Source organism: Ensifer sp. VA4 (assembly GCF_055710065.1).
Map to the genome: position 1 here is coordinate 474124 of NZ_JBVQPO010000001.1, position 16987 is coordinate 491110.

The 16987-nt window shown below is 61.9% G+C and carries 19 protein-coding genes; all 19 read right to left on the bottom strand.

Annotation, left to right across the window (positions count from 1 at the left end; translation table 11 throughout):
• Positions 1 to 11 precede the first annotated feature (11 nt).
• The 19 genes from AC0C6X_RS02200 to AC0C6X_RS02290 all read right to left on the bottom strand — a co-directional run bounded on the left by AC0C6X_RS02200 (position 12) and on the right by AC0C6X_RS02290 (position 16551).
• Positions 12 to 578, bottom strand: coding sequence for a hypothetical protein (locus tag AC0C6X_RS02200; RefSeq protein WP_472951689.1), 567 nt, complete (start codon positions 576 to 578; stop codon positions 12 to 14).
• Positions 578 to 946, bottom strand: a complete 369-nt coding sequence (locus tag AC0C6X_RS02205) for a hypothetical protein (RefSeq protein ID WP_173515624.1) — start codon at positions 944 to 946, stop codon at positions 578 to 580. The genes AC0C6X_RS02200 and AC0C6X_RS02205 overlap by 1 nt, the downstream gene beginning before the upstream one ends.
• A gap of 125 nt (positions 947 to 1071) precedes the next feature.
• The gene (locus AC0C6X_RS02210; RefSeq protein WP_173515623.1) at positions 1072 to 1620 is read right to left on the bottom strand and encodes a rod-binding protein; all 549 of its coding nucleotides are present in this window, start codon (positions 1618 to 1620) and stop codon (positions 1072 to 1074) included.
• 103 nt (positions 1621 to 1723) lie between these two features.
• Positions 1724 to 2137, bottom strand: coding sequence for a hypothetical protein (locus tag AC0C6X_RS02215; RefSeq protein WP_429812493.1), 414 nt, complete (start codon positions 2135 to 2137; stop codon positions 1724 to 1726).
• A gap of 3 nt (positions 2138 to 2140) precedes the next feature.
• On the bottom strand, positions 2141 to 2893 hold the full coding sequence (gene fliR, locus AC0C6X_RS02220) for a flagellar biosynthetic protein FliR (RefSeq protein WP_472951692.1): 753 nt from the start codon (positions 2891 to 2893) through the stop codon (positions 2141 to 2143).
• Positions 2890 to 4977, bottom strand: coding sequence for a flagellar biosynthesis protein FlhA (flhA, locus tag AC0C6X_RS02225; RefSeq protein ID WP_173515620.1), 2088 nt, complete (start codon positions 4975 to 4977; stop codon positions 2890 to 2892). Before flhA ends, fliR begins: the two co-directional genes overlap by 4 nt.
• A gap of 135 nt (positions 4978 to 5112) precedes the next feature.
• Positions 5113 to 5379 carry a flagellar biosynthesis protein FliQ gene (gene fliQ / locus AC0C6X_RS02230; RefSeq protein WP_043624946.1) on the bottom strand — a complete coding sequence of 89 codons (267 nt, stop codon included), beginning with the start codon at positions 5377 to 5379 and terminating at the stop codon, positions 5113 to 5115.
• A 7-nt stretch (positions 5380 to 5386) separates the two neighbouring features.
• On the bottom strand, positions 5387 to 5797 hold the full coding sequence (gene flgD, locus AC0C6X_RS02235; protein ID WP_173515619.1) for a flagellar hook assembly protein FlgD: 411 nt from the start codon (positions 5795 to 5797) through the stop codon (positions 5387 to 5389).
• A complete protein-coding gene (gene flbT / locus AC0C6X_RS02240; protein WP_173515618.1) occupies positions 5788 to 6237 on the bottom strand; it encodes a flagellar biosynthesis repressor FlbT in 450 nt (149 codons plus the stop codon). The genes flgD and flbT overlap by 10 nt, the downstream gene beginning before the upstream one ends.
• Positions 6234 to 6581, bottom strand: coding sequence for a flagellar biosynthesis regulator FlaF (flaF, locus tag AC0C6X_RS02245; protein WP_034800744.1), 348 nt, complete (start codon positions 6579 to 6581; stop codon positions 6234 to 6236). Before flaF ends, flbT begins: the two co-directional genes overlap by 4 nt.
• 34 nt (positions 6582 to 6615) lie before the next feature.
• The gene (locus AC0C6X_RS02250; protein WP_247958099.1) at positions 6616 to 7674 is read right to left on the bottom strand and encodes a flagellar hook-associated family protein; all 1059 of its coding nucleotides are present in this window, start codon (positions 7672 to 7674) and stop codon (positions 6616 to 6618) included.
• 2 nt (positions 7675 to 7676) lie between these two features.
• The gene (flgK, locus tag AC0C6X_RS02255; RefSeq protein ID WP_472951697.1) at positions 7677 to 9125 is read right to left on the bottom strand and encodes a flagellar hook-associated protein FlgK; all 1449 of its coding nucleotides are present in this window, start codon (positions 9123 to 9125) and stop codon (positions 7677 to 7679) included.
• Positions 9126 to 9148: 23 nt separating this feature from the next.
• Positions 9149 to 10381: a flagellar hook protein FlgE gene (locus tag AC0C6X_RS02260; RefSeq protein WP_173515615.1), complete on the bottom strand. Its 1233-nt coding sequence runs from the start codon at positions 10379 to 10381 to the stop codon at positions 9149 to 9151.
• 91 nt (positions 10382 to 10472) lie between these two features.
• Positions 10473 to 11144: a transcriptional activator Rem gene (gene rem, locus AC0C6X_RS02265; protein WP_173515614.1), complete on the bottom strand. Its 672-nt coding sequence runs from the start codon at positions 11142 to 11144 to the stop codon at positions 10473 to 10475.
• Between the two features lie 270 nt (positions 11145 to 11414).
• Positions 11415 to 11966, bottom strand: coding sequence for a transglycosylase SLT domain-containing protein (locus AC0C6X_RS02270; protein WP_173518078.1), 552 nt, complete (start codon positions 11964 to 11966; stop codon positions 11415 to 11417).
• A complete protein-coding gene (locus AC0C6X_RS02275; RefSeq protein ID WP_472951700.1) occupies positions 11917 to 13365 on the bottom strand; it encodes a flagellar hook-length control protein FliK in 1449 nt (482 codons plus the stop codon). The genes AC0C6X_RS02270 and AC0C6X_RS02275 overlap by 50 nt, the downstream gene beginning before the upstream one ends.
• Complete coding sequence (gene motC / locus AC0C6X_RS02280; protein WP_472951702.1) at positions 13362 to 14663, bottom strand: chemotaxis protein MotC; 1302 nt, start codon at positions 14661 to 14663, stop codon at positions 13362 to 13364. The genes AC0C6X_RS02275 and motC overlap by 4 nt, the downstream gene beginning before the upstream one ends.
• A 5-nt stretch (positions 14664 to 14668) precedes the next feature.
• Positions 14669 to 15901 carry a MotB family protein gene (locus tag AC0C6X_RS02285; RefSeq protein ID WP_472951704.1) on the bottom strand — a complete coding sequence of 411 codons (1233 nt, stop codon included), beginning with the start codon at positions 15899 to 15901 and terminating at the stop codon, positions 14669 to 14671.
• A complete protein-coding gene (locus AC0C6X_RS02290) occupies positions 15898 to 16551 on the bottom strand; it encodes a hypothetical protein (protein ID WP_472951706.1) in 654 nt (217 codons plus the stop codon). Before AC0C6X_RS02290 ends, AC0C6X_RS02285 begins: the two co-directional genes overlap by 4 nt.
• Between the last annotated feature and the right edge of the window lie 436 nt (positions 16552 to 16987).

The following is a 16987-nucleotide window of genomic DNA, read 5'->3' on the forward strand; positions in this document are numbered from 1 at the left end:
CCTTTCTCCGGTCAATGCGTGCTGCTCGCCTTGACGGCGCCTTCCGGCAGCTTGTCGCTGGCAACATTGCCGTTCTTGTCGACGATCGGAACCGGCTTCTGCCGCGGCACGTTCTGGCTGTTGGCGACGCGCTTGACGTCGTCCTTGGTGAGGTATTCGAGCTGCTCGACGAGCACCTCGGTAATGACCTCTTCGCCGAGCTTCTTGTTCAGGCCATCCTTCACCGTGGTCTTGAAAGTCGGCAGATCGAAGGTGCCGGTATCGGCAACGTCGATGAACTTCGAGCCGACGAGCAGATCGTAGAGCTCGTCGGTGACCATCTGCCGGAGCGGGGCACGAACATTGTTGATCCCCGCCTTGGTCGCCGAGAAGGAAAGCTTGGTGAGGAAATAGCCCTGGACGGAGCCTTCTCTGATGACCGGAATGGTGATCATCTCACCGGGAACATATTGCTCTGATGCGCGCCGGGCGGCCTCGCCGTCCGGGACGGCGGGCGCCGAGGCGCTCTGCATCGAGAAATAAACCGATCCGAGCGTGACCGCGCAGACCCAGACCCCGGTGAGAATGAGCTTCAGCATCAGAAATCGCTATAGCGGAACTGCGCTTCGGAATAGATGCCGTCCGCATCGGCATCCTGTGCGGCGGTCTTCAGGAGATCGACGACGGAACGCACCGCTTCGAGATGCGCTTCCACCTTCTGCGAGTTGATCGCCAGCTTGTCGCGAAGATGACGGGCGTGCGAGGCGAAAGTCGACGACGTCTCTCCCGGCTGCATGTCGCGATGCAACATCGTCAGTTCGTAGAGGCAACGGCTCTTGTGCGCGTTCGACGTCTTGATGTCGAATTCCGGGTCGATGCCGATGCGGCTGTTCTCGTTGTCGAGGATCATTTCCAGTCGCCCGAGCACGTTCTGGATCCGGACGTCATTGGATGCCACAGCTTCCATCAATCAACTCCCAATTGGATCACGATGATTTGGGTCGGATCGGCCCAAATCATAAACATGATCGATTCCTATGAATTAGAGCGGGATGCGGGCGGAAAGCTGCATACACTTTTCCTCATTCCGCTCTAGGCCCGCTTGTTCTTGTCGTCGGTCGCAAAGCCGGTCAGCGTCTTGCGCTCGTATTCCTGCACGAGGCTTGCGGCGAGGTTCCGGCTGTTGCCGTCGAGCGAGGCCTGGACCCGGTCTGTCGCGCTGCCGCTCGCCAACTGATCGGCGATGCCGATCCCGCCGTTCTTCGACAGGACGTCACCGATCTGTTCGGCCATCATGCTTTTCCAGATGTCGCCGGCCGTCCCCTTGCCGAAGACGTTTTCGCTGTCCGTCGGCAACATCGATTTCACGAAGTTCTGCAGCACCATGGCCTCGAACTTGCGATAGGTTTCGGGAATCTTCTTCTGCTCGACACGATTGTTGATGTCGCCGAGCCCGGTCGACCCTTCGGAAGAATTGAGGATATTGACGGCGGCGGCAAACCCGTTGCCATTCTCCGCAAGGCTCGTCGCCTTGAACGCGGCGCGATTAGCCTTCAACCGCGCCTGCGCTTCCTGCACTTCGGTCGGGTCGGCGGCGCGCACGACATCCATCACCAGGTCGCTGGGCGGAGAGATGGCCATGACGAATCCTCTCAAAATCGAGCCTGCATCGACCGACGGCGATGCACAAAGGCAATAGTCGGACCGGCATTGCTCCACCGTCGGAGCATCCCCGGATGGCGTACTATCGCCCGTCAACCTTACCGGAAGCTGGCGCCTGTCCTGTAAGGTGTTGATCGATCAGGTCATAGATGGAGTTGTCGGCCTCTTCGCGCTCCTCGGACTGCCGCGCATCCTTCATGTTTTCCTCCAGCCGGTCGGCCTTTGCCCGCTCCCTCAGCATTCGCGCCTCGTGCGTCTGCTGGATGCCGAGCAGCATCTGGTCCTTCTGCACGAGGCGCCCGACCTGCGAGGAATAGTGGCCGGAAAACATTCGGTGCATCGGGTGGGCCGAGCCCATGGCGTCGACGACCACGTCGATCGTCTCGGCCAGCACTTCGCGCTGCCGCACCATCTCGACATAGTCGGCCTCGGCCATCTGTTCGAGATGGCGCTGGACGGCGACCAGGCGTTTGAGCTTCTGCGAACGCGTCTTCATTCGCTATCCTCCCTGCATCACCGGCGCGAAACCGTCGCCGAACAGGCGCAGCATCGCAGCGATGCCGAGGTAGAGCAGGAACAGGCCGCCCATGATCAGATAGGGCTGCGAGATGAAGTAGATCGGGATCTGCGGCGCAAGCTTGTTCACCATGCCGATCGCCACGTTGAACAGCAGACCGTAGATGACGAAGGGGCTCGCGAGCCTCAACATGATCATGAAGGTCTGCGCCAGAGAATCCGTGAGCGTGATCAGCACGCCCTGCGGATCGAAGGCGGTGCCGATCGGCATGGCGCGATAGGATTGCACGATCGCTTCGATCATCACGTGATGGAAATCGAGCATGAAGAGCACCATCAGCCCGGCGAAACTGATGAGGCTGGTCAACTGGTTCTCGGGCGTGTCCTCGATCACGTCCGACGAGGGCGGCGGACTGAAACCCATCAACATGGTGATCGCCGTGCCGGCGAACTGCAGCCCGAGCACGTAATAGCGCGCAACGAGCCCCATGACGGCGCCGACGGCCGTCTCCGCGGCGATCAGGTAGATATAGGTGTGTCCCTTGCCGGTCACCTGCGGATAGATGTCCGTCCACATGACCGGAAGGATCGCCATGGACACGGCAACCGCGATGAACAGCCGGACCTGCATCGCAATACGGGCAGAAGAAAACCCGGGCATGATCATGATGCAGCCGCCGATCCGGCAGAAGGCCGCAAACAGCGCCAGCACCGTGCCCTCAGGGTCGGTGATCATGAAATCGAGCCGATGATCTTGATCTCGAGGCCCTTGGCAAGCTCGACATGCGAGAGCACGGGCAAAGTGGCAAAGAGACGCTCGATGATCATGCGAACATAAGAGCGGGATTCGGGCGAACTTACCAGCACGAAGGGCATGCCGCGATCGAGATGTTCACGGATAACTTTGGTCGCCTGTTCGCTGAACTCTTCCAGATGGCGCGGGTCGATGTCGAACTCGACGACTTCGCCTTTGGCGTCGCGCTTCAGTGCCTGGTGGAAGACCATGTCCCACTTGTTGCCGAGCCTGAGCACGCGCAGCACGCCGTTGTCGGCAAGATCGCCGCAGAGCTGCTGCGACATGCGCACGCGCACGTGCTCGACGATCTGCTCGGTCTTGCGCACATGCGGCGCAAGTTCGGCGACGGCTTCGAGGATCAGGTGCAGGTTGCGGATCGAGACGCGCTCGGCAAGCAGCAGCTTCAACACGGCCTGAAGACCGGAATAGGACATGTGCGAAGTGCAGATTTCGTCGGCAAGCTTGCGGTATTCCGGATCGAGACGCTCGATCAGCACCTTTACGTCCTTGTAGGAAAGCAGGTGCGGCAGGTTGTTGCGGATGACTTCGCTCAAATGCGTCAGCACCACCGAGACGTTGTCGATCGGATGGAAGCCCTCGCGCTTCAAGTCTTCGGTGAAGGTTTCGAGGATCGAGACCGCCGGCATGCCGAAGGCGGGTTCGCGGATCTCGTCGCCCGGCACGCTCGGCCGGCGGCCGCCGCCGGTCACGACAAGCACTTCGCCGACGCGCACGGTATTCGACGCGATCGTCGTGCCGTGGATACGGATATGGTAAGCCTTGTCCGGAATGCTGATGTCGTCGGAAACCTTGATCTCCGGAATGACGAGGCCGTACTGCCCGGCGAATTTGCGACGCATCTTGCCGACGCGGAAGGCCAGCTCCTGGTGCGCGCCGAGCAGGCGGGTCGAGACCTGCTTGCCGAGAAGAAGTTCGATCTCGGCGGTCTTCAGCACCGATTTGACGGAATCCGCCTCACCTTGCTTGGTCTGCTGCGCTTTGGCGGCCTCCTCGGCACGGCGGGCAGCGTTCGCCGCTTCCATCTGGCGCGGTACGAGCCAGCTCAGGAACGCCATGCCGCCGCCGAGCACGGCGAAAGGCAGGAAAGGCAGGCCGGGAACGACGGACAGGAGAATGATGAGGCCGGAGGCAACCATCAGCGCGCGCGGATAACCGCCGAGCTGGCCGACGACCGCCTGATCGGTCGAGCCGGCCGTGCCGCCGCGCGAAACGAGCAGGCCGGCGGCGAGCGATACGATCAGGGCGGGGATCTGCGAGACGAGACCGTCACCGACCGACAGTTTGACGAAGACGTCGGCCGCTTCGCCGATCGGCATGCCGTGGCGGAGATAACCGATGATGATGCCGCCGAAGATGTTGATCGCCGTGATGATGAGGCCGGCAATCGCGTCGCCGCGCACGAATTTCGAGGCACCGTCCATCGCGCCGTAGAAGGAGCTCTCCTCTTCCAGCTCGCGGCGGCGGCGCTGCGCTTCCTTCTCGTCGATCAGGCCTGCCGAGAGGTCGGCGTCGATCGACATCTGCTTGCCGGGGATCGCATCGAGGGTGAAGCGCGCGCCGACTTCGGCGATGCGCGTCGCACCCTTGGTGATGACGATGAAGTTCACGGTGATGAGGATCAGGAAGACGATCAGACCGATGACGAAATCGCCGGACATGACGAGGCTGGCAAAGCCGGAAATGACGCCGCCGGCAGCACCGTGCCCTTCATGACCGTGCGAAAGAATCACGCGGGTCGTGGCGATGTTCAGCGCCAGCCGCACCATGGTCGAGATCAGCAGGATCGTCGGGAAGGACGAGAATTCGAGCGGGCGCTGAATCCACAGTGCCACCATCAGGATCAGCACGGAAAAGGCAATCGAGAAGGCCAGCCCCAGGTCGATCATGAAAGTCGGGATCGGCAGGAAGAGGATCGACAGGATCGCCACGATCCCGAGCGCGAAGCCGACGTCCCGGCCCTTCGGTGCCACTTTCGGGATGATCAGCGCTGCCTGTTGTGCCATGTCTCTTCCGTCTCATCATGAGAACTAGGCAGCATTCACACGCGCTGCCCCACTATAGAAACGGAGATAACGGCCCAAGCTTGCGCGAGGGTTTCACGGGGGCGAGACGTTGGGATCGCGTCGCGCCGTGCGCGGTCAGAAGCCGGACTGGATGCGGGAGAAGATGATGTCGGTGAAGATGGAGATCTGGGCGCCGATGAAGGGGGCGGACACCGCAACGGTAATCATGACCGCAAGGATCTTCGGGACGAAGGTAAGGGTCATTTCCTGGACCTGGGTCAGCGCCTGAATGAAGGCGATGACGACGCCGACGATCATGGCGGCGAGAACGGCGGGGCCCGAGGCCACGATCACGGTCCAGATCGCGGCCTGTACGATATCGAGGGCATCCGCCTCATTCATGGTTGTGTCACTTCACCTTGACGCCCGGGCCGATAATGAGCTCCTTGCCACTATCGAGCACCGCAATGATTCCGTCGGAGTATAGTTTCACTTCCTTAACCACGCCAGTGGTCTTGCCATCCTCGCTGGTGACGGTACGGCCGATGACGGCATCCGCTTCACTGAGCGAGGTGCGCTGCAGAAGACTTTCGAGGTTCTTGTTCGTCTTGATCGTCTGCTCCACCTGCGAGAAGGTCGCAAGCTGGGCGATCTGCTGTGTCGCATCCATCGGCTGCGTCGGATCCTGATTCTTCATCTGGGCGACGAGCAGCTTCAGGAAGCTCTCATAGTTGAGCGATGCCTTGGCGGCGTCGCCGCCCGAATCCTGGCCGGAAACGATCGGCGTGTAGCTGTTGTTGTTGACGCCGCTTACCGCCATGGTGCGATTTCCTTGCGAATCTGCTCGACCGTCGCCGGCGTGATTTCCTGCGTGTTGAGGATGCGGTCTTCGATCGGGTACAGGCCGCGGATCGCCTTCAGCGCCTCGAAGGCGCGGCCGTTGGTGACGAGACCGTCGACACGCTTCAGTTCGGCCAGGACCTCTTCGTTCTTGAAGCAGTTGAGCAGCATGACGATCGACTTGCGGAACATGGCGGTCGACTGTTCCGCGCCTTCCGGATTGATGAGGATCATCTGCGCGATGAAATAGAGCTGCTTCAGCGGCGTGGTTGCATCTTCCGGCTGCAGCACGTGGTTTTCGAGCAGGAAGGTCACATCATTCAGGAATTCGACCGCAACCTTGCGATCCACGCGAAGCACCGCGCCGTTAACAAAGATCCGTTCGCCCGACTTCAGCGAAATACGCAGTGTGCTCTTCATTTCAGTCCATCCCTGATGATGGTGGTAATGTCAATTATGCCCTGGAAGTTGGAGGATTCGCGTTTGCGGATCTTCTCCGTCTCGTTGAGTATCCAGATGGCGATCGAAATCAGATTGGCGCGCAGCTCTTCGTTGAGCTGGTTTTCCGGAGCGCGCAGGTCCTCGATGAAACGGATCCACAGGCGCCGGGTGAAGTAGATGGCCTCGATGGCCTCTCTCGAATACCCTTTCTGCTGTTTCGCTGCTTCCATGAGCGCGATCGAGCGATCGAGTACCTGCCGTTCTCGATTTTTGGAGTCGGCAACGCCGTCCTCCATGATCTCGGCATAGGAAAACTGGTACATTCAGACATCCTTCATGTTTGTCCGGTTCCCCATATTAGAGGAAATTAAGCAAGCTCATCTGCTGCAGTCGCGACGTTAGTGTATAGGACGTTTCCAACTGCACCTTCAGCGTGTTGATCCGGGTCGACGTCTCGATCGGATCGACGCCCTCGATGTCGGCGACATGCGTGTTGACGAGCTTGAGCTGCGCTTCGATGGAGGTGTTCGCCTTCTTGACGCGCGCCTCGGAGATACCAAGCGAGCTACGCTCGGCGTTCAGGCCGGCGATGCCCTGCTCCGCATAGTCGAGCGCGGCGACGCCGATGGCCGCGCGCACCTCGGGCGTTACATTCTGGTCCATCAGTTCGGCGGAGATCACGCTTGCCAGCGCGAACATCCGGAAGCCGCTGGTATTGGCGTTGGTCGAGCTTTCGACGACTTCGCTGGCGCTGATCCGGCTCGTCATGTTCTGGTTCGAAGCGCCGGACCAGTTGGCATCCCAGCCCGGTCCGGTAAACATCGGTTCGACCGTGTTCTTGATGAAGTCCTGCATCTGCGTGACGGAGAACTGGTCCATGCCGGTCAGGGGCGGAACCTGGGCGGCCATGAAGCTCGAGAGGGCGTTGTCGAAAGCCGTCTTGGCGGCCGACGGCGGTGTCGTGCTGTAGTCGGCAACCGGCTTGGCATCGGTGTTGATGCCCGAGAACAGGAACTCGCCGTTGAAGGACGTATTGGCGGCAGCGGTAAAGGTCTGCAGCGCGCCCATGATCTCGGTCTTCTGGATCTTCAACTGGCTGGCAGCATCGTTGCCCTTGTAGGTGACGAGCGTGTCGCGCACCTTTTCCGCGGCCTTCGCCATGGTCTCGAGCGCACCCTGCGAACCGGAGAGGCGCTGGGTCACCACCGAGTTCGTGGTCTTCATCGAGTTCAGCCGGTCCAGTTCGCGCTGTAGGTTGAGCGAGCGCGACGCCGTCGCGCCAAGCGCCAGGCCAACGTCATAATGGCGTCCGGTGGTCTGCTCCTGGGTGAGTTTGAGCAGCTCCGACTGATTCTGCTGGATCGTCAGGCGCATAGCGCTCTGGATCGCCAGATTAGAAACGTAGGACGTCTTCATGATTACCTCACGGCTTCCATAAGGGCTGCCATCATGGCATCCACTGTGCTGACCAGCTTGGCCGATGCTTTGTATGACTGTTCGAGATCGAGCAGCAGCGACAGCTCTTCGTCGATGCTGACCCCCGTCTCTTTGCTGAGTGCTCCCTGGGTGCGGGCCAGCATTGCCTGCTTGTTGTCGTCCGCCGTCGAGGCCGTCTTGCGCGTCTGTTCGAGCCAGCCGACCGAACCGGTCGCGAAGTTCAAAAGGCTGCTGTTGCTGTCGAGACCCGTCGACGGGTCGAACGACATGTTCTCGCCCATCTTGTTGATGAACCCATCGAGCAGATCGGTATAGCCGGGGCTCGGGTTTGCGGCGCCCCCTGGGTTCGAGACCACACCGTTGAAGCCGCCGTCACGCAGCAGCAGCGGGTTCGCCTTGGCCATGGCGTTGACGGTGATCTTCGACGCCAGTCCGGGGACGACGGAGCCCGCGGCCGGAATGCCGGCGCTTCCCCAGGTGAACAGGCCGGGCTGATAGGCTATCGCCGGCGGATTGCCTTCCTTGAAGAGCTCCACCAGGCCGCGCGCGATTTCGTCCAGCTGCGACTGAAACTTCGGCGCGATGTCGTCGCGCAACTGCACCAAGCTTGCGAGCTTGCCTTTGGCGGTGGTATCGGCGCCGCTTCCGGCTGCGATCGGCACCCCGTCGACGAAAATCTTGTTTCCGGTGACGGTGGCGTCATAGGTCGTGGTCGGAGCGAACGTGACCTGACGCGGAATGTTCTCGAAAAGCACCGTGCCGTCGGTGGTGAAGATCACCGTGTCGTTGTTGCCGCGCGTGACGGTGGAGATACCGATGATCTCCGACACCTGCTTCAGGATCTTGTCGCGCTGGTCGAGCGCGTCGCTGGCGTCACCGCCTTGGGCCGTCGCCGACTTGACGGCGTTGTTGGCCTTCTCGAAATCCGCCAGCAAACTGTTCAGCTTGTCGACTTCAATCGCGATCTCCTTGTCGGCGTCCTTGCGCAGATCCTGCACCGTGGTGGAGGTCTTGTTGAGCGAGTCGGCGAGATCCTGCGCGTCGGAGACCGCCGTGGCGGCGATCGTCTTGTTCCCCGGCGTCGCGGCAAAGGTCTGCAGACTGTTGCGGAAATCGGAGAGCAGCTTGGACGGCGCAGTCTCGTAGTCGTTGCCGCCGAGCGCCGACTTCAGGAGTTCCAGCCCATCGCGAAGCCGGGCCTGGCCCGAGGCTTCGCCAATGCTGGCGATGCTCTGCTTGAGCAGGGCCTCGTTCTGGGCCCGGTAAATGGATACGACCTGCGCCCCGTTCGGCGTGCTGCCCAAGAGGGCGAGACGACGCGAGTAATCCGCATTGCCCGCATTCGCGATGTTCTTCGACACGATCGCGGTCTGCTGCGCCGTGTTGCTGAAGGCCTGCTGTGCGATGGATATTGCGGAGGACAGCGACATGACGCGGACCGTATCTCTTTCAATTACCGTTTCAGGTTGACCAGCACGTCAAGCAGGTCCGAGGCGGTCTGGAATACCTTGGAGTTTGCCGTGTAGTTGCGCTGCGCCTCGATCATCGAGGTCAGTTCGTTGGCGATGTCGACGTTGGAGTTTTCGAGCGCCTTGGACTGGATGCTGCCGAAGGCGCCGGAGCCGGCAAAACCGGTGACGATGACGCCGGAATCGGTGCCCTGCGAGTAGACGTTGCCCGACTCCGGCAGGAGTTTGTCCGGGCTCTGCACGGTCGCAAGCGCGATACGGAACTTCGGAATCAGGTTGCCGTCGCCGTACTTGACGTAGACGATGCCGTCCTTGTCGATCTCGAAGCCCGACATCTTGCTCGGCTTGCTGCCGTCGATGCCGCCGCCGCTGCTGGTGAAGTCGCCGCCGAGCTGGGTCGTCTTCGTCGTGTCGATCGTCAGGGCGTTCAGGTCGGCGCCCGTGCCAGGAAGACCCGTGATCGCTGTTGTCGTCAGCGTCGCAGGCGTCGCCGAAATGCGCTTGCCGGCCGCATCGAAGGTCATGGTCTGCGTGCCGAGCACACCGGCTACCGGAGGACCTGCCGAATAGGTGTCGCGGTCACGGACTTCGAGCGACCAGGCGTTCACACCGGTCTTCTTGTAGACGAAATCGAGGATGCGGGTGTTGCCCTGACTGTCATAGACGACGAGCGACGTTTTCGATTCATCGCCGACCGCCGCGCCCGACGGAAGGTTTGCTTCCATCGCGCCCTTGGTCGAGCCGGAGGCGACTAGGCCTTCGTCCTTGAGCTTGACTTCGGTCAAGCCATCGAAGCCGTTGACGACGACCGTCGGGTCGGCGCCGGCCTTGTATTCGTAACCCATCAGCTTGTAGCCGGCGGTGTTGACGAGGTTGCCGTCCTTGTCCGGCACGAAGGAGCCGGCACGCGTGAGGAAATTCTGGCCGCCACTGCCCTGGACGATGAAAAAGCCGCCGCCATTGATGGCGAGGTCACTTGCCGAGGTCGTGTAGCTCGTGCCGCCCTGCTGCGAGATGCTGTAGCGCACCTGCGTCTCGACGCCGCCGGAATTGTAGTTGCCGCCGCCCGAAGGCAGGATCATCGACGAAAACTCGGTGGAGGCGCGCTTGTAGCCCGTCGTGTTCGCATTCGCGATGTTTTCGGCAACGGTGCCCAGACGGTTGGACTGGGCGTTCATACCGGACACGCCCGTTCTCATGCTGCCATAGAGACTCATATCGGATCCTCATTTCCTCGTTGCGGCGACACTAGGAAGCGGGCCTTGCGTGAACCTGTCTTGGCTCGGCGCCCGCTCTCCGGCACGGCGCTCAATTCCAATCGATGCAGTAGCCAAGGAAACGCTTGGAATCGATCGGGTCGAAACCGAGCTTCTTGCGCAGTTTCTTGCGCAGCTTGCTGATGTGACTCTCGACGACGTTCTCTTCCACGTCCTCGTCGAAGATCCCGTAGATCGCGTTGAAGATCTGCGATTTGGATACGCGGCGGCCGCGGTTCGCGACCAAATATTCGAGAATGCGCCGTTCGCGGCGGGGCAAAGCGAAGACTTCACCGTTGATCTCCGGATCACGGCCGTCGGCAAAAACACGGATCGGACCGATGTCGGTGTAGTTGGTGATTGCCTTCAGGCGCCGGCGGATCGCAGCGACGCGAGCAAGAATTTCACGGGGGTGAACCGGCTTGCGCACGACGTCATCGACGCCGCAATCGAAGAGCGCAAGCGTGTTTTCGAGCGAGGGGGTGTCGCTGACGGCGATGACCGGAGCCATGGAGCGATCGCGGATGGCGCGAGGCAAGGTGAAGGTGGCGTCGCCCTGACCGATGAGGAACGCCTCGACGGCATCGATATCCGAATCAGCCGCCGCATTTACCCACTCGCCAAACTCCCTGGGGTCGAAACCCGTCGAGGGAATTCCTTCACGCCCGAAGAGCGACGTATAGCCGTCCTTAACGAGCTCTCTTTCATCAACCACTACGATCATTCGTCCGCCTCCGAATCAGTATGGCACCGCACTGATCGAGAGGTACGAATCGAGGGATTCATGAACAACTAGAGGAAGTTACTGGGTGGAATTAATAATTGATTAACCATGTTTTGCCGATTTGATCTATATCTAGTAGCACCCCGCCAATGTTGGCACTAAAATAATGTGGAAAAGTTAACGGACCACGACAAATCCACTTGCCGCCACATTGTCCACGCATTGTCGCCACAATGCGGCATTGGCATCAAGAATACAATCAAAGGTTGCTTATTGGCAGAACTGAGTGGCGTTCGGCGTCCACTTTCCGTAGCCCGTCGCGACGAGATTCGCGATCACCCGACAGACGTATTTCTTCTGCGCCGGATCGTTGTTCGGACCCGCATGGTAGCGAGCAACAGCCATGGTCCAAGTCTCATGCTTGGCGTGCAGGTTGGCCAGGAAGCGCGCGGCATATTCGACATTCTTGTGCGGGTCAAGCATCTCCTGCGGCGAGCTGAAGTGCTCGCCATGGAAGTAGTAGTTGATCTGCATGCAGCCAAGATCGATGAGCTTGGCGCCCTGCGCACGGGCATTGCCGAACTGCGTGAGAACATCCTGTTCGCTGGTGCCGAAATAGGCCTTGCCTTCGATGTTCATAGCATAGGGCTGCAGGGAGCCTTTGCGGCCCGTTTCGGTCAACCCGACGGAGTAGAGGATTCCGGCAGGGATGCCGTACTTCGCCGCCGCGCTGACGATCTCGCGTTCACAGATGCCGGCGTTGGCGAAGGCACTACATGTAGACGTGACCAGCGCGAGAGCGCTCAGTGCCGGCAGCCGCATCGTCCGTCCCGCCATTGCCAACCCACCTTTCCGCCATCGAAGCCTGGCCGTCTTCCTGTCGCTGCTGGCGCCCCTGACCGTTCCCGTCGGCCCGCTCGCGTCCCTGCTGCCCGGGTTGGGCCTGGGCCTGGGTCTGCGAGCCGCCGCCCGACGACGTGTCGCCGCCCGAATTGAACACGATATTGACCTGATCGACCGAGAAGCCCTGGGCGCGCAGGGCCTTCACCATCTCGCTCTGGTCGTCGCGCAACTGTCTGAACGCTTCGCCGGTCTCGACCTTCAGCTCGACCTGCAATTCGTCGTCCTTGAGCTTCAGCGTGGCGGTGACGAGACCGAGTTCGATCGGATGAAGCTGGATCTTCAACGTGTTCAGCGTCTTGCCCGCCTGGGTCCATGCGCCCGGCTGGCCGAGTGCCGCGCTCGTCTGCAAGGCGCTGGTGCCGGCTTCGCCTGCGATTGCGTCCGCCACGGCGCTCGTGTTCGGATTCATCGAGATGCCCAGATAGCGTCGAGCCTCGAGCACCGTGACGTTCTCAGCCTTGGCAGCCTGCGAACGGGTGCCGTCGAACGCCGCCTCTCCATCCTTCGAAAGGCTCATGGTTACCGCCTGCCCCTTGCCGTCGGCCCGGGCGAAACGGAAGAGCCGATCCGGCTCGCCCTCGCCTGCCGCAGCTTCGGGCTTCGCGCCGTGCTCGCCAGTTCCCGCGACATGCGTGCCGGCAGCTTCTCCCGCACCACCCGCTGCCTGACGGCCGGTCCTGCCCGTTTCGCCGGGCGCCTGCCCGATTGCCTGGCCGCCGCCAAGCAGCGTCAACAGGTCGTCCATATCCGTCTTCGGCGTCGACGTGGTTTCCCCGGCCTCGCCGTCTGTCGTGTCTGCGTCGGCCCCAGCCGTCGCCTCGCCGTTTGCCTGCGCCTTTGCCAGCCGGTCCGCAAGGTCCGCGATACGCGCTGCGAGCTCGTCCGGGACGGTCGCGTTGCTCATACCAATCGGATCAGCATTCGCCTTGGCCGGATCGGCCTTGCCCGCCACGCGCCTTGCGCTGACGTCACGTTCAGCGGTTGGAAAACGACCATGGGGCGTGTGTTCGCCAAGTGCCTGCTCGTCGCGACCGATGGCAATGCTGCGCGTGGCTGCACCGTGCCGGCCGGTGGTCTTGGCAATGTTGTCCTTGTCGATCAAGCCTTCGGTCTCCGCGTCATCGCCGGCGGCGGTGTCGCCGAAGCCGTTGCCCGCGCTGGCCTGATCATTCGCCTTCTGCCGTCCAGCGTTCGCCACGGCATCCTCGAAGGCCCTGCCCAAGGCGCCACCCACCTGCTCCTTGCCGCCGGCACGCCCATTGCCCTTGCCGGCCGGGGCCGGGGGCAGACCGCGCAGGCTATCGTCCAGAGCCCTCATTTCCCTTCTCCCTTCAGAAGGGCATCGATCTCTTCGATCTTTGACCTCCCCTTCGCCACGAACCCGTCGTGTTCGGGATCGCCGGCCGCACCGGCGTCGATTTCCGCCGCCCTTTCGGTTGCCGCCACCGGGAGCGGCGCATTGCCGAAGGGGCTCAGGCCGCTGCCGGTCTCCTCGCCCGTTTCCGAGCCATCGGCTTCGATCGGTCTATCGGGTTTAGACGCAAACGCTTGCGCGAGGCTTTCAGCATCCGGTGGCCGCACCACCGCATCTGCAATCGCCTTTGCAGCGTCACGCAGCGCGCGGTCGCGTGGCGAAAGCTCCGCGTCCGGTATTGCCGCTATGCTTGCCGTTGCGGCAAAAACATCATTCGAGGGAACGGACGCCAGTCCGGCATAAAAACCGGCAAGCACTTTCGGTTGCGCTGCCCCGTCCGCCCCGAGCGCTTCGGCCCGCTCGGAAGCCAGCTTCGCCAGGGCCTGCTTGCCGGCGATCGCCGCGCGACGGGCGACACGCAGATAGACCTCGCGCTGGCGCGGCGCGTCCATGAAGTCGAGGATCTCGGAAATCCGTCCCTGGGCCTCGCCGTCGAAATGCGCGACGGCAAGCTCGACGAAGACGTCGGCGAACTGGCTGGCATAGGGAGACGTCAGGTAGCGGCGCGCATAGGTCAGCGCGTAGTGGAAGCCCTTGTCCGGCGCGTTGGCCTGCACCGCAAGGAACACGGAGCGGCGCAGGGCCGCCTCCTCGATGATCGTGCCCGGAGCCGTCAAGCGCGCCCAGTCGTAATATTTCATCGCCGCAATCGGATCCTGCTGCGACGTCGCATTGCCAAGAATGAGATAGAGATACGGACCGATGCGGGCGCTTCGATATTCAGGAGCGGCCTTTGACAGGTTCTCGACGATCAGCCCGCCTTTGCCGTTCAGATATTGCCGCAGCGCATCGGTGACGCGGGAATCGAAATTGCCGGCCACGTCATGATCCGAAAGGTATTTCAGCGTCTCCGGATTACCGCCGCTCATCGCATAGACAAGAGCCGCATCGACGTTGCGCGGATCACGAAATACCGACGGGTCGGCGGCGCGCAGCCGCTTGTCGATCGCGCCGAGCATGAAACGCTGCATCTCGATCGCGGAGTGATCGCCGAGCACCACGGAGTCCTGCACATATTGCAGCGACCGGATCATCTTGAAGGGCGCGAGTTCCTCGATATCGTTCGCGCGTGCGGTCCCAATTGCAAACGGGGTCGCCAGCACGCAGCAGGTCATCAGGATCGATCGCAGGCGTCTCAGCATCGTGTTTAACCCGGAGCCGATTGCAGCAGGATCTCGATGCGCCGGTTGCCCGGGGCATAAGGGTCACCGGGGATCTGCAGCCGCCGGTCGGCAAAGCCGCTGATCTGGCTGACGCGGTCTTCCTTCAGACCGCCGCGAACGAGCATGTAATAGGCACTTTGGGCGCGCGCAGCGGAGAGCCGCCAGTTGTCATAGGTGCCGTCCTTGAACGGGCGACCGTCGGTGTGGCCGCGGATCGCGACGGCACCCGGGCGCTCGGCGAGCAGATGGCCGATCTTTTCCATCGCCAGCACCAGTTCCTTCTGCGGCACGGCCGAACCGACGGCGAACATCTGCGCATCCGTGCGCTCGCTGATCGTAACCATGAGGCCGCCCTCGGCCGGGGTTACGACCAGGCCTTCCGCCAGTTGCCCGGCCTCGCCAGCAAGCTCTTTCTTGAGCTCAGCCTGAAGTTCTTCGGCCTGCTTCTCAGCGTTCGCCTCGGCGGTCTCGGTCTTCGGCTTGTCGCCGGCATCGCTCTCGGCCGTTTTGCCGGTGCCGCCAGCCTTCGCCTGCTCGGCCTGTTTTTCACTCTCGGTCTTGTCGACCGCCGGCGCGCCACCCGCCTGCATCGCCTTCGCAGCGGCGAGTTCGACGTCGCTCTTGGTCGTATTGCCCGCGTCCGACACCTCGACCTGCTTGGTCCAGAAGTCCGGATCGAACGGATCACGATAGGCTTCGCCGCCGTCGGCTCCGGTTGCCGGCCCGGATTGCGCCGCGCCGCCCTCGCCCTTGACGCTGATATTGGCCTGCTGGCCGACCTCGCGGGCGATTTCGGAGAGCACCGAATAGGGGTTCTCGAAGAAGTCGGCGTCGGAATACTTGGTTTCTTCGCCCGAGGTCGCCGTCAACTGGTCGCCGGTCTTGGCCGACCCGCCGGACTTTTCCTGCTCGCCATCGACCTTGGAGCGCTGCTGCGTCTCCTCGCCCTGCGCGTCCTTCGCCGGATCCTTCAGGCCGCGCTCGGCAGGCTTCTGGTCGGTCAATTGCACCGGATTGAAATAGGAGGCGATCGCCGCCTTCGTTTCCTCATTGGCCGCGTTGATCAGCCACATGACGAGGAAGAAGGCCATCATTGCCGTCATGAAGTCGGCATAGGCAATCTTCCACGCGCCGCCGTGATGCCCTTCATGGCCGCCGTTGTGACGCTTGACGATGATGATCTCATGCTTGCCGTTGTGATGGTTTTCGTCGCTCATGCGAGAACTTTCCGGACAGTATCGGCCCAGGCGGCCATGCGCGTCACCAGGATCGTACCGTCCATTTCGACAGCGAGATCGATGTCATCGGTTTCGACGTGGCGGAACAACGGCATGTCCTCCCCGAGCTGGCGCTTCAGCGCCTCGAAGAGTGGGGTCGGGCCCTTGACGACGAGGGTGCAACCTTCGCCGGCCTCTAGGCCCTGCTTCATCATCTGTGCCATGTCGGCGACGGCGCGCTGCAGGAGGGCGTCCTCCATGACCGGCGCCAGGACCCGGGCGGTCTGATCTCCGAGCGCCGTGACCAGACTGTCGGCCATGTCGGCAAAACGCTCGGCGAGGCGACTGGCCGTTTCCACTTCGAGGCGCTGGGTCAATGCCGCGAGTTCAGCCGCATGGGCCGCCTGCAGGTCGGCAATCTGGCGCTCATGTTCGAACACAAGTTCGGCCGTCGCCTCGGCGCGGCCCTCTGCGAAGGCCCGTCGGCGCTCCGCGTCAATGTCGATCTCCGGCATGGCTGGCCTCGCGCCGGGGCGATCGCCATCGGCATAGTCGCTATCCAGGTCAGGAAAATACTTCGGAGGCATCAGCGACAGCTCGACCTTCGGCGCGCTGAAATCCTTGAGGTAACGGGAGAGCATCGCACTCATGACCGATCACTCGCGGCAGCACAGCGATGCGACAATGCCCGTCTGATCGCGAGGCGGCACCTACTGGCGCGGACTTCCATTGCTGCTGGCACTGCTGACATGTCTCCCTCGGGTCCGGCCGCGGATACGGAAAACCCAACATTCTTGACGTACATCGGCGAGTTCCGGACACATGGTCCCCGGAGCGATCCGACACAGGCGGCGGCGCAAGATTCATTTTGGCCGGCAGTCATCCGACAGGACTGCGAGAGAAGGCTATTCGGTCAAACTTGTGCGAAAATGAATGTGTTGGACCGCGCCAGGGCAATTAGCGCGGTCCAACCGTTTCCACCGGGTGCCGTGACCGACGACGTGGCAGAACTCAATTTTTGCCGTCACCAAGCTTCGGGTGACAGAAGCAGTTTGGTGGATCCGTCAGTCGCAGCCGGTCCACGGA